The sequence below is a fragment of the Alteromonas aestuariivivens genome (genome assembly GCF_003367475.1).
GTDB lineage: Bacteria > Pseudomonadota > Gammaproteobacteria > Enterobacterales > Alteromonadaceae > Alteromonas > Alteromonas aestuariivivens.
The window spans coordinates 100,398-113,467 of record NZ_QRHA01000011.1 but is presented as its reverse complement, the minus strand read 5'-3'; the positions used below and the strand labels follow the sequence as shown (position 1 = coordinate 113,467).

The 13,070-nt window shown below is 42.9% G+C and carries 10 protein-coding genes and 1 tRNA gene; 3 read left to right on the top strand and 8 right to left on the bottom strand.

What is annotated here, in order from left to right:
• The first annotated feature begins 322 nt into the window (after positions 1–322).
• Positions 323–616, top strand: a complete 294-nt coding sequence (locus DXV75_RS14540) for a hypothetical protein (RefSeq protein ID WP_115594155.1) — start codon at positions 323–325, stop codon at positions 614–616.
• Here the strand turns inward: DXV75_RS14540 and DXV75_RS14535 are convergent.
• From DXV75_RS14535 to DXV75_RS14520, 4 genes are all read right to left on the bottom strand, one after another.
• A tRNA-Arg gene (locus DXV75_RS14535) sits at positions 604–680 on the bottom strand. The genes DXV75_RS14540 and DXV75_RS14535 overlap by 13 nt on opposite strands.
• A 240-nt stretch (positions 681–920) precedes the next feature.
• A complete protein-coding gene (gene drt3b, locus DXV75_RS14530; RefSeq protein WP_115594154.1) occupies positions 921–2,849 on the bottom strand; it encodes an antiviral reverse transcriptase Drt3b in 1,929 nt (642 codons plus the stop codon).
• Positions 2,840–4,045 carry an antiviral reverse transcriptase Drt3a gene (drt3a, locus tag DXV75_RS14525; RefSeq protein WP_181898441.1) on the bottom strand — a complete coding sequence of 402 codons (1,206 nt, stop codon included), beginning with the start codon at positions 4,043–4,045 and terminating at the stop codon, positions 2,840–2,842. The genes drt3b and drt3a overlap by 10 nt, the downstream gene beginning before the upstream one ends.
• A 110-nt stretch (positions 4,046–4,155) precedes the next feature.
• The gene (locus DXV75_RS14520; protein WP_115594152.1) at positions 4,156–5,604 is read right to left on the bottom strand and encodes a replication endonuclease; all 1,449 of its coding nucleotides are present in this window, start codon (positions 5,602–5,604) and stop codon (positions 4,156–4,158) included.
• An 82-nt stretch (positions 5,605–5,686) separates the two neighbouring features.
• Here DXV75_RS14520 and DXV75_RS14515 point away from each other — a divergent pair, with 82 nt between their 5' ends.
• Positions 5,687–5,965: a hypothetical protein gene (locus tag DXV75_RS14515; protein WP_115594151.1), complete on the top strand. Its 279-nt coding sequence runs from the start codon at positions 5,687–5,689 to the stop codon at positions 5,963–5,965.
• Positions 5,966–5,968: 3 nt separating this feature from the next.
• Here DXV75_RS14515 and DXV75_RS14510 read toward each other — a convergent pair whose 3' ends face one another.
• Together DXV75_RS14510 and DXV75_RS14505 are read right to left on the bottom strand one after the other, a co-directional pair.
• Positions 5,969–6,757: a plasmid recombination protein gene (locus DXV75_RS14510; protein ID WP_181898440.1), complete on the bottom strand. Its 789-nt coding sequence runs from the start codon at positions 6,755–6,757 to the stop codon at positions 5,969–5,971.
• A gap of 309 nt (positions 6,758–7,066) precedes the next feature.
• Positions 7,067–7,810 carry a glycosyltransferase family 25 protein gene (locus DXV75_RS14505; RefSeq protein ID WP_181898439.1) on the bottom strand — a complete coding sequence of 248 codons (744 nt, stop codon included), beginning with the start codon at positions 7,808–7,810 and terminating at the stop codon, positions 7,067–7,069.
• A 235-nt stretch (positions 7,811–8,045) separates the two neighbouring features.
• On the opposite strand from DXV75_RS14505, the gene smrA reads away from it, so the two are divergent.
• Positions 8,046–8,630, top strand: coding sequence for a DNA endonuclease SmrA (gene smrA / locus DXV75_RS14500; RefSeq protein WP_115594148.1), 585 nt, complete (start codon positions 8,046–8,048; stop codon positions 8,628–8,630).
• A gap of 101 nt (positions 8,631–8,731) precedes the next feature.
• Here smrA and DXV75_RS17285 read toward each other — a convergent pair whose 3' ends face one another.
• Together DXV75_RS17285 and purL are read right to left on the bottom strand one after the other, a co-directional pair.
• On the bottom strand, positions 8,732–8,866 hold the full coding sequence (locus DXV75_RS17285) for a hypothetical protein (RefSeq protein WP_281268922.1): 135 nt from the start codon (positions 8,864–8,866) through the stop codon (positions 8,732–8,734).
• 169 nt (positions 8,867–9,035) lie between these two features.
• A complete protein-coding gene (gene purL / locus DXV75_RS14495; RefSeq protein WP_115594147.1) occupies positions 9,036–12,932 on the bottom strand; it encodes a phosphoribosylformylglycinamidine synthase in 3,897 nt (1,298 codons plus the stop codon).
• Positions 12,933–13,070: the final 138 nt, after the last annotated feature.

Below are 13,070 nucleotides of genomic sequence, written 5' to 3'. Positions count from 1 at the left end.
TCCGCCTGCTTAAGAATGGCCAGGATCTGACTGTCCGTGTATCGTGATTTTTTCATGCAGAATCTCCTGCGTTCAGGTTACGAGAAAATTCTACTTTTGGCTGCTGTTATTTTTAGGGGGGATTACCGGCGGTTAAAAAGCACTTTGGATTAACAGGTAGGATGTATGATTTACGGCACACATTCGCGTCTAAGCTCTATGCTAAACATGGCGATATTAAGCTTGTAGCCGACATGCTGGGAGATACGGTGGCAACTGCAAGTAAATACTATACCTCATTAGAGAGTGAGGCTGTAAAAGAAAAATTAATAGGAATAGACTAATGGATACACTATGTGAATTGAGGAATAAAGCCCTCGTATCAAGAGAGGAAAAGTTATCGATTGAAAAAGAGATAGCTATATTGAAATTTATACTAAGACTTCCAATGACTGTAGAAGAAAGAGAATTAGTAAGGGAAGTCGGTAATATTCCCTTCTATATTTTTCAAACACTTAGAAGCAACAATAACTTCACCTTAGAAAACATCAACTCAAATTTAAATAACCCAATGGGTACACAATTTGAAGATTCGGAAGACTTCATCGAGCTAGCGCTCTGTGATGGCGTCCCCTAGAGGATTCGAACCTCTGACCTACTCCTTAGGAGGGAGTCGCGCTATCCAACTGTGCCAAGGGGACATTATGTAACCTGAAGACAGAAAGTGAAGTGGACTCAGACGGCAGATGTGTGAGGAAACCTCCCCATTTGCTTCGTTAAAAGCAAAATTGGTTGCAAGTAGCCCCCTTTATAGAAAACTTACCTGAGACGGTAACACCCATTGGACCGGAAAATCGCGACGTGTGCATTAACCGATGAGTGTCGCCCAACCTGAAAACCCGAAGGTTGAAGTCATTTTGTCCACTTAACTAGTCTACCAACTAGTATCCACGAATCAACTCTTTGTTCATAATAATTTCCCCTAGGTCGAAGTTAGACCAATCCACAAACCATGTAACGGACTGAAATTCGACTAACGCTTTTAGCTTCTTAATTGGATCTTTCGACATAGCATTGTAAAAAGGAAAATTCCTTAAAAGTTTTAATTTTGTTCCTTTGCTTACAAAAGGGCATGATAAGAGGTCTAAAACTAGATGACATTTCTCAGAGCAATTTTTAATATCTACATTTCTTTTGGATATCTTTAAAGCTTCGCTTTCAAGAAATTGTATGAGTTTTGAGTACTCGACATCACCCTTTGTGTAAAACAGAAGTGATATCAAATCGAAATAGTTAAGACTTTTACCTTCAATTAGCTTAAATATATGTTCTTCATCAAACTTCTCACTAAAATTAAAATTGTGAGTAGAAAGTAAAATATTAAGCTTTTCGAATGGCAGAAAATCTTTACTATTATTCTCTATTTCAGCGTTAGTGATACCACCAAAGATAAGGTTTATTTTTTCGATAACGACACTTCTAAAAAATGTTACATCGTCGGGTGCATATTTTTCTACAACATCGCTACACTTAAGAATAATTCCGCAAAGAGTTCTACTTGTAGAACTTTGAGGATTGGCGTTATAAAAAAAGAACGCTATCTCAATTAAAACAATTATATTATTTATCGGATTAGGTTTTTCTTTCGACTTTTCAATACCTTGTTCTAATAAAGCGACCTTCCTCTTTATTGAACCAATAATTAGACTTGATATGTTCTTATAAGTCCCCTCATTAGTAAGGCAAATAGATCTGATCTTAGCAATAAACCTGTTTACCATACCTAATGGCTTATAAACCTTTTTGATTAACAAATAAGAGTCACCACCGTCTTCTTTAACTAAGTCAAACATTGCCTTGTCAAAATCGCCTAAATATTCTTTAGTCTCGACAGCTGTACAAGCGATTTTAGAAGAGAAAGGTCTTTCCAAAGTTTGAGTTTTTGACTGATTTAAAGCAAAATTAAAATCGTGAAGGCATTCTGTTACTGCTCCAAGACACTTGGCCATCATCTCTCTATTTATGCTAAAGATGAAATAATCATCAACATAACGATATATTTGATAGTGTTTTCCCCAAACTAGATCAATGGCGAGAAGTTTATCCTCTATGTTGAGATCAATCTTTTGAAAAAGTATCTCTGAAAAAATCCTACTAATTTCATTACCTATCGGTACACCGTTAGTCTCATTGTTGTTACTACGTTGCATCCTTTGATCGAATAAATTAGCAAACAAACTTTTATGAGTAATATACTTTTTGTTATATGACTTTCCGTGTGTAGCCCACGGTATAGTGTGGGTGTAAATTGAATTAAAACAATTTGCTACATCAGCAGTGGTGAAGACATTAAACTTCGACTCAAGAATGGCGAATTCTTTTGATTCATAAAACTTGTGAACCCTATCTATACCTTCAATTGAGAAAAAGCTGGATACGCCGAGTGAGTTACTATTATCGTCTATCTTTGGCTTGTAGTACGAAGCAACTCTAGATGGCTTGCGCAAAGAAAACTTACTTCTTGAACAATAGTAGAGTACTGATGCACTGTGCTCCTTAAAAAAATCACAATACAACCTCTGTGATCTAGGGTGAAGTAAGGATAGACCACGTATTTTCGTTTCGTTTTTTAATATTGAGTATTTAAACGGCGAAGCGGCTGATATATAGTCGTGATCTTTGTTAGGCCTAATAGCATATTCAAATGCTTCTTTTACATACTCTGAATTAAGGGAATCCTCTGAATATAACTTAGCAACATTGTAGAAGCCATTGTTTGAAAATATTACAGGAGAGTCGGAAGGAATAGTCTCTGACTTTAGTATTCTCAAATAATCCTTTTTATCTACCCTTTCCTCTTTTACTCCCATACCTTTACAATCTCCTTACTACGGTGATAATTATATTTATAGTGAAATTTTGTATTAAACCTATTTTCAAAATTAATACTAAGTATCTTCTGCTTTTCATTATTAGAAAGAACAAGTCTTCCCTGTATAGGACCTACCCCATCATTCTTAATTAAAGCATAAATATATTTATCAATACTTTTTATACTCTTGGAACTATCCACTTGTCTATTGCTATAAAATATACCTGACTTATACTTGCCTTTACCCCTTTTATTAGTTCTATTCGAAGATAAAAATGTTAACCTATCAGTCAGTAGCTCAAAGTCCTTTTCAACAAGGTACTTTTCAAACGACTTATAAATTCTAGATTTTATTTTTTTAAGTCGTGAGTCGGATATATGTAGACTTACACTTCGGAATTTTTTTGTATCCTGATTCGATGCCCCATCGACTTCAATACTATATCCGAGGAACGGAAACTCTATCTTTGTGTGCTTCTTATCTAAAACTAAAGTTTTCGAGGTATTAAGTTTCAGACGACCGGGCATACTCTTCTTAAACTGCTTATAAACATTGTCCTCAGGGAGGCCACTTGAAACTATGATGATGTCATCAACAAACCGACAGTAGAAGAGACAGTGTTCTTGTTTAGATATTATTTCGTCTACTTCGTAGAGATATGCATTGGCAAGTGGATTTGCTATTTCTAAGCCCCTAGGTAAGCCAGTTCCTCCTGCATTCCAATATTGATTTAAGATTCTTATCAGAATATCTTTGGTTAAACCAGATAACCTTCCACTTTCCTTAATGAAATTAATTAGATCTAAGTGATTTATACTCTCATAAAAACTTTTAATATCTACTCTATAGACAGACTGATGAGGACCCCATCGAAGGCAAGAAGCTAATTCTCGAATTGCTCGTTCTCGATCAATGGAACGAATGGGAAATGCTTTTGAGATATTTTTTGCGCACTTTCTGACGAGTAACTTTTCATAAAATAGTGGTAAAAAGTATCCTACTTTATCAGAGTCATCTCCATTTTTTTTTATTTCTTCTATGGTAAATCTATGTTCTCGATCGCTCGCAGCTTCAAGTGACTGAAGCACACACTCTTCTCTGTAAAGCTTTTCTTTTAGATATTCGTGTTTATGAAAATCCCCACGATATATGCTCTTATCTAGAGTCGAGAAAGATATTGTTTGCTCTCTCAAAATAATCCCTTACATATTAGGTCTCTATCACTTTCTTGGATAACCTACAGTAAGTGTAACCTCCTGTACAGGGGAGTTGCGCTTACTGTTTTCCAGCGATGCGCGAGGTGTTACTGTATGGCTGTGAATAGGACATTAGTTTTAAGTATTCGAACACCCACTTTCTTCATGTACTTTTCACCGAACTGACTTATTTTTTCTTCATAGATGTATTTGAAGCATGACTGTTTTTTGTTCATTTCTATGAGAGATACTGACATTAGTGGATGACAGAAGATTTCATCCATAAGTTTCTTCTCGTTACTCGGTAGAGGGTTATTCTTAATTCGCCTTAGATCTTTCCATAAAGTAAGATTTGCGCTCATGCCAAATTTGCTATAGCTCCGCACTCCCAGTACTCGTAACCATGATCTCACCCTAACCGCAGTGTCCCCCTGCTTTGAAGATAGATGCTTTGTAATGTACTTGTTAATGTACGATGATGGTGATGCAGCACCGTCCGTACCAGACATTCTTCCATTTTTTACGACCCAAGCTCCTTTTCTACACTTTATTTGCTCAACTTCATCAATTTTTTTCACTAGAGTCGAAAATTTAGCTTTTTTATCTTTTATCGCTTTTCCATCACAGAAAAACTCCTGTGAGTTATCAAATCTCTTTATGAACTCTGCCGTTACGATAGGAATATACTCTTTTTTGATAAAGACAAGAGCATGGATATGCGGACAGCCATCTCGGTGAGGCTCCAATGTTCTTAACCCAAAACATGTGGACTCCGACATAGAAATATTGTTTTTAGACAAACCAGCTCGAAACTTTTTCCACTGATCTCCAAGCCATTTACATGCGTTATGCAATTCAGTTTCGTCATAATTATTTCTACCGATAGTAGGATTGGGGTGCATTTCTGGCGGGCAGGTGCCTGTCAGGAATATCCACTCCATGCCATTTTCTTCTGCAATGCACTCCATAGCTTTTGAAAGCGCATAGATTTCCTTTGCCCTTATCTCTAACTGCTCTCTAACTAGTGGTATCCTATAGCTTGTGCTCTGAAGATTATGTCTATTTTTCCAAGCGTCGTTAGCGGAGTCTGTATGGATTTGATTGCCCACTATTTGATTTGATACGTACGATTCAGTGCCGCTGCTTGTTTGCCTATGCAGTAATACCTTTCCTGCTAGCTTACTCAATCCTCTTCTCACAATGGTAAAATTTTCTATTCGGGCGAGCCATGTACTCTTAGATAAGTGCATTCTTAGGAATGGATAGCTTTCTGCTATTTCTAGTTTTAACTTTTCTAGGTCGTCCTCATTACCAGCGCTCAAGATTCTCTGATGAATAACAGAGTGAATTTTCTCTGCCGCGCGTCTAATCCCTCCAACAGAGAAGTCATTTTCAAACATTTCTATTGCTTCATGGTGCACTGAAACCGTATGGTTAAAAATGTTTAAAGTCTTTCGTTCGCCAAAATGGTCTACCGAAACACTTACAAGTGATTCAAAAATGGCATCTACTACCAGTGAATATATGTCATCATCCTGCTCTTGGAAATTACTCATTTATACTATAAGCCTATGTTTTTATTGCTTTATAAAAATAAAGCTGTATACTTATACAGTATATGGTATAGGAGTAACACATATGAATCAAAAAATTCTCGTGCTTGGCGCTTCTCGCTCCAAAGGAAAGTCTAAAAAGACAGGAAAATATTATGATGTCTGTAAATTACATGTAGCTACTGATGCTAGCTGTTTCGGTGAGGCGGGGGAATGTTTTGGGCTTGAAGGCTCTGAACTTAGCATTAGTGAGAAAATATTTGATAAAGCAAAGTCTTTCGACTTTCCGGTAAATGCGCAGTTGAAAATTACTACAGATATTAAGGCAAATAGGTTTAGGGTATTAGATATTCAATTAAACTAAACTTCAAACACTTAGTCTATTTTTACGATACGCGTATTTAGCTTTAACTTTTATATTTTTAATAAAACTCCTTAAATACAGATAGGAGTTTTTCAATTTATTAAATTTAATATTTAAACGCTCAAGCTCTTCCCTTTTATTATCAATTTCATTTTCAACTTCTTTTAATCCTAAATAACTATCTCTATCAAGTCTTCTTCTTTTTTTATTGTATCTTTTATGTCCGAAACTTGAACTTACATCTGAGTGGTAGCGATCTAGAAATAAACATAGACCTTTTTTAAAAGCTTGCTTTTTTTTCCTTTTAACTTTCTCTTTTTTCTTCTCAAGGTAAGCTGGGTGAAAACCGTCCAATCTCAGTGTATCTTCGCAGTAACAATAAAAATGAATATGAGGATATTCCTCATCCATATGTAAAACAGCTGATTTAAATGATTTACCAAACTCTTTCTTTAAAAAAATCAATGTATCTGAACACCAGTCGATTAATTCACCCTTAGAATTTATAGAATTTGTTCTAACAGGAAATGATGCTACGCCTCCAATTACCACTTTACTATCTTTTCTTATTTTTCTACCATTATGTTTAATATTTCTTACTAATTCTCTCAGTTCTTCATCTATGCATTCTGGAGACATACCCTCCAGTATCACTGGTCTTCTTGCATTTTTAACGTGCTTGCAATAATTAGGCTCCCTACCTGCTTCTTTCAGTATATTAAATATACTCGGTCTCTTATTTGAAAGATGCACATAGCCATATTCCTCTAGATGTATAAATTGAGAAATCATACAGTTCAGATCCTCTTGGTTAGTTAGCGCCGATGTTCGCAGCTTGCTGTGCCGACCGCTATTTATAGCGAGCGTATGGAATACGCCGAGTCGGTTCATAGCGGTAACTGCCATTTAAACTATAGGTGCACTATAGACCAACACGAAAAACATTTTATTATTAATATAATCAGACAGTTAAAATATATATATACATTTTAACTTGCGCCTCCTAAGCTTTAGATCTGCGTTCAAGTCGCGGTGGGGACGCCAATTACTTGCCAACTTCCCCATGGAAGTATTTCTGAACGTAGCCAGAATACCCCCGGCTTATTTTATCGCACTTTTAAACTTTCGAATTTGCTGTTCAATTGCAGATTTATTTTTGAAAAACGTCACCAGTTGCTGTTTGATTCGGCGCAGTTTGTGACTCTTCTGCCTGCCCTGCATGGACTTAATGTCGCTGTCATAACTGAGATCCTGCCTAACCGGGTAAGGCATCAAGGAAAAAACAGAGATGCCTTTTTCCCAAAAATGCTGAATGTCGGTGTCCACGGGCCTGCCAAATTTTTCTGTTGCGGCTATCAATTGTTGAGCCGCCTGTTTTTTCAGGGCATAGGCTGCGCATCCGGTCATTGGCTTGGCATGAATCACCAGCTTAAAGGCATCACTCAATGAATGTGCGAACACCACTTTTCGCTGGGCATTCTTATAGCCTGAAAGCTTGATGATATCCCAGTCAAACTTAAGTGCATCTATGGTTTTCAGAGCGCCAGGTAAGTTCCCCACTATTTCAATATCATCCTCCAGTACAACACCGTACGGCGAGGACCCTGAGGCAATTAACTGCCACACTTTCCGGTGGCTCATGTAGCACCCGATTTCCCCCTTGGTCAAAGCCTTATGATACTGCTGACGGTTAAGGTTTTCGCTGTAATGCCCATTCAATTCCTGCGGAGCCAGCGAAGCACCGTGAACGGCGGAGAAACGATTGAAGGTGACGCCTGCTTGAGTCAGGCGCGCTTTACTCTTTTCGTAGCGGTCGACACTGCTGTCCAAATTGATTAAATACACAGGTGTTTGCATGACTAGTTTATTTGCTTTCAAAGTGACATTGTTGTTTTTGAGCGGCCAATATAGCGCACCCAAGCCAGCAATACACCTCTGAATTGCCAGCCTCATCTTTTGTGGTTGATTGTCGCCCAACTGCCCCTATATTCTGCTTAAGTTGCAATAAATTCAATCCAGCCATTACACCGATATACTCCCCATGGGCTCAGTGTAGCGGGCGAAAAAAAAGAATTGCGTTATGAATGAACCGGATAAGAATGGTTTACAATCGTTTATGCAGGAAATGGGAGACGTTCAACCATTATCCGGTGACGATAAGGTTTACCACCACTCCCCGTCAGACAGTCTGGCCCAAAAGCTGAAACGCGCTTCGGCTCAGGCTACTCACAGTAAACATTTAAACCCTCTGAGTATGGAAGGTGTAAAGCCACTCAGGCCAGATGATTATCTGAGCCATCAACAGCCTGGGATCCAGGATGGGGTGTTCAAAAATTTGCGCCAGGGCAAGTACACTCTGGAACTACGGCTATCACTCAAAGGCATGACGCTGGAACAATCCAGAGAGGCCGTCTACCAGAGCATAATTAGCGGTCACGAGCGAGGAATGCGGGCCATACTGATCCAGCACGGAAGGGGCGAACAAAGTAAACCCTTCCCGGCACTGAAGAAAAGCTATCTGGCTCATTGGTTGCTGGAACTGGAGGAAGTCATTGCTTTTCATACCGCGCAACCGCAGCACGGCGGACTGGGAGCAACTTACGTATTGCTGAAAAAGCATCCGCAGCAAAAACAGATAAATCGGGAACTGAACAGAAGGCGTTAAGCCCTAATTTAGGGTGCAGAAAACCACGACAGAAGATGCCGAATTAGAAAAAGAGGCTGAAATATACGCCTTGTTTTTCCCCAAGCCAACAGGTTTTGCTGTTAATTAGCGAACACAACCTGCTTGGCACTTAAATCTGCAGAGTTAGCAGACGAACTGAATACTGCTGTCACAAACATCAAGACAACAGCAATCGCAACGCCGGTCAAGCCAAACCCTTTCGATGAACGATTCATAGTCGTCTCTTATTGTAAAAAAACTACACTTCGTAGTTTTTTCAAACCCGTCAGAACACAAGTCCTTGTAACCAAACGCAATCCTAGCTAGGACACTTTAGATCACTGAGAAAACGAAGACAAGGTGCCTGTTCAAATTTTTAGCACCTTATCTTCATTACGCAAACTATTAACCCACAAAAACCCGCGCATTTCTGAATATTCGCATCCAAGCACCGTCTTCCTGCCAGTCATCCGGCCGCCAGGAATTGGCCACGGTTCTGAAAACGCGCTCAGGGTGTGGCATCATAATGGTACAACGGCCATCGTCACTGGTCAGCCCGGTGATCCCCAGCGGAGAGCCATTGGGGTTTGCCGGATAGCGGGAAGCTACATTACCGAAGTTGTCAACGTATCTTAGAGCAACCTGGTTTGCCTGCTGAATATGAGACAATGCCGCTTCGCTGGCAAATTCAGCCTGACCTTCACCGTGAGACACAGCAATTGGCATACGTGACCCCTGCATGCCCTTTAGCAATACCGAAGCCGAATCCGTTACCTCAACCATCGCAACCCTCGCTTCGAAGCGCTCAGAAAGGTTGGTGACAAAATGAGGCCAGTGCTCGGTACCGGGTATTAACGATTTCAGGTTCGACAGCATCTGGCAACCATTACACACACCAAGACTGAATGTGTCTTTACGGTTGAAAAACGCCTCGAACTGATCCCTTGCCCGGCTGTTAAACAAAATGGATTTTGCCCAGCCTTCGCCGGCCCCCAAGACGTCCCCATAGGAGAAACCGCCACAGGCAGCTAGGCCGGCAAACCGCTCAAGTTCAACTCGTCCGGCAAGAATGTCACTCATGTGCACATCAACCGCATTAAAACCGGCTCGCGTGAAAGCGGCGGCCATTTCAAGATGCGAGTTAACGCCCTGCTCACGCAAAATCGCCACTTCTGGCTGCACACCTCTGGCAATGTAAGGCGCTGCCACATCTTCACTGACGTCATAAGTCAAAGCGGCATGCAACCCTGGGTCGGAAGCGTCCTGCTTGGCTGCATGTTCCTCGTCTGCACACACCGGGTTATCACGCAACCGCTGCATGTTGTGGGTTGTTTCTGCCCAAATGGTTCTCAGCACAGTACGAGCTTCTGCCAACACTGTCTGGCCGTTTGCAACAAACTCAACAAGATCGCGGTCGTTCAGCGCACCTATCTGATGGCTAAGTGCCGTCAGGCCATGCTCGGCCAACAGAGCCTTAAACGCTTCAACATCAGACGCTTTGATCTGAACCACCGCTCCCAGCTCTTCACTGAACAGGGCTGCAGTGTGGTCATCACCCAATCCGTCCAGCTTTGCGGTAACGCCAGTCTTGCCGGCAAAGGCCATTTCAGCAACCGTGGCAAACAAACCACCATCAGAACGGTCGTGGTAAGCCAGCAACAGATCCTGCTGCAACATGGCCTGGATCGCATTGAAAAAGCCCAGAAGTTTAGCAGGGTCATCCACATCCGCAGGTTGATCACCCAACTGGCCATAAACCTGAGCCAGACAGCTGCCACCAAGGCGGTTCTTGCCTGCCCCTAGGTCGATCAGCCAAAGCTGGCTGTCGCCCTTATCGGTGCGTAATTGGGGAGTGACCGTTTTGCGAATGTCGGTTACCGCACCAAAGGCAGAAATCACCAGTGACAACGGTGCAGTTACCGCCTTGTCTTCACCATTCTCGTCCTGCCACGCTGTTTTCATCGACATTGAGTCTTTGCCAACCGGAATCGTCAGCCCCAATGCCGGACAAAGCTCTTCACCAACCGCGTGCACAGCTTCATACAAACCTGCATCCTCACCTGGGTGGCCAGCAGCGGCCATCCAGTTGGCGGACAGTTTGATGCGCTTGATATCACCAATGTGCGCAGCACTGATGTTAGTTAACGCTTCCCCTACCGCCAAACGTGCAGAAGCGGCATGGGACAATAGCGCAACCGGTGTGCGTTCCCCCATCGACATGGCTTCACCATGATAGGTATCAAAGGCGGTTGCGGTGACCGCAACGTCTGCAACAGGAATTTGCCACGGCCCCACCATCTGATCACGGCTTACCAACCCGGTTACCGAGCGGTCACCAATGGTGATCAGGAAAGTTTTTTCGGCAATGGTTGGCAGGCGCAGCAGTCGCTCTGCGGCCTGCTGTACATCAATTGAACGGGTATCAAATGCGGCAGGAGACACCTGCCCTGATTCCACACTTCGATGCATTTTGGGCGGCTTGCCCAATAAAACATCCAACGGCATATCGATAGGCTGGTTGTCGAATTGCTCGTCGTTGAGCAACAGATGCTGCTCCTCCGTTGCCTCACCCACTACGGCAAACGGTGCCCGTTCACGCCGGCAGATGGCCTCAAAAGTCGCGAGATTTTCAGGCGCGACGGACAAAACGTAACGTTCCTGAGACTCGTTACACCAGAGTTCGAGTGGCGTCATTCCCGGTTCGTCTGACAGCACTTTGCGAAGTTCAAACTTACCGCCCCGACCACCATCATTTACCAACTCAGGCAATGCATTGGACAAACCACCAGCGCCCACATCGTGAATAAATTGAATGGGGTTGTTGTCGCCAAGCTGCCAGCAGGCGTCAATGACTTCCTGACAGCGACGTTCCATTTCCGGGTTGTCACGCTGTACCGACGCAAAATCCAAATCCTCATTGGATTGCCCTGATGCCATGGACGACGCTGCTCCGCCCCCCAGGCCAATGTTCATGGCCGGGCCGCCCAACACTATCAGTTTTGCGCCAACGGTAATTTCACCTTTCTCAATATGGGAGCGACGAATGTTACCCAGACCACCGGCCAGCATAATTGGTTTGTGATAGCCGCGTACCTCCACACCATTGAAACTGCTCACCTGCTGTTCATACGTGCGGAAGTAACCCAGCAACGCAGGCCGGCCAAATTCATTGTTAAATGCGGCACCACCCAGTGGGCCATCAATCATGATATCAAGCGCACTGACAATTCGCTGTGGCTTGCCGTACTGCTGTTCCCATGGCTGCTCGGCGCCAGGAATACGAAGGTTTGAAACGCTGAAACCCACCAGCCCGGCCTTGGGTTTGGAACCTCTTCCCGTGGCACCTTCATCGCGAATTTCACCGCCGGAACCGGTGGCCGCCCCCGGAAAAGGAGAAATGGCAGTTGGGTGATTGTGGGTTTCCACTTTCATGAGAATATCAATGTTCTCATGATGATACTGGTACTGATGAGACTGGGGATCCGGGAAGAAACGCCCGGCCTGCCATCCTTCCATTACCGCCGCATTGTCTTTGTAGGCGGAATAAACGTTGTCCGGGCACAGTTCAAACGTATTTTTTATCATTTTGAACAGGGACTTGTTCTTGTCAGCACCGTCGATGGTCCAGCTGGCGTTGAATATTTTGTGTCGGCAGTGCTCAGAGTTCGCCTGCGCGAACATATACAGCTCAACATCGTTGGGGTTGCGCCCCAGACGGGAGAAGCTGTCAAACAGGTAGTCGATTTCGTCGTCCGCCAATGCCAGCCCCATAGTCTGATTGGCGTCAATCAGGGCCTGCTTTCCACTCCCCAGAATGTCCACTGAGCTGAACGTCCTGCCTTGTGCGTGTTCGAATAACACATGCGCCTGATCCAGTTCATCAAACACCTGCTCCGTCATCCGATCGTGCAACGCGGCTTTAACTTCGGCCTCGGTTTGTTCATTCCAGGGGGTATCAAGTTCAACGTAGTACGCACATCCGCGCTCGATGCGCTCTATTGTCTGCAATCCGCAGTTGTGTGCAATGTCAGTCGCTTTCGAGGACCAGGGGGAAATAGTGCCGGCCCTTGGCGTGACAAAAAACAAACGCCCTTCCGGTTGCTGGCTGTGCTTCTTTGGTCCGTAAGTCAGAAGCTTATCCAGTGTCTGGCGGGCGCTTTCATCCAGTTCAGAATTTGCCTCAACCAGGTGAACGTATTCGGCGTAAATGGCTTTCACCTTTACTCCGGATTGACCCAACTGATGAATAAGTTTAGTTTGTCTAAAATCTGACAGTGCGGGAGCGCCTCGAAGGACCAACATATCGCTTTACCTGATTGTTCTGGAACAGGAAGACCGTTTGTTCAACCTGTTACTTGATTTGACGAGATTCGGCGCGGATTATAGAGGAATTCACCTCAATTTATAACCTGCATTTCCGACATAAAAATAATTTTTCTA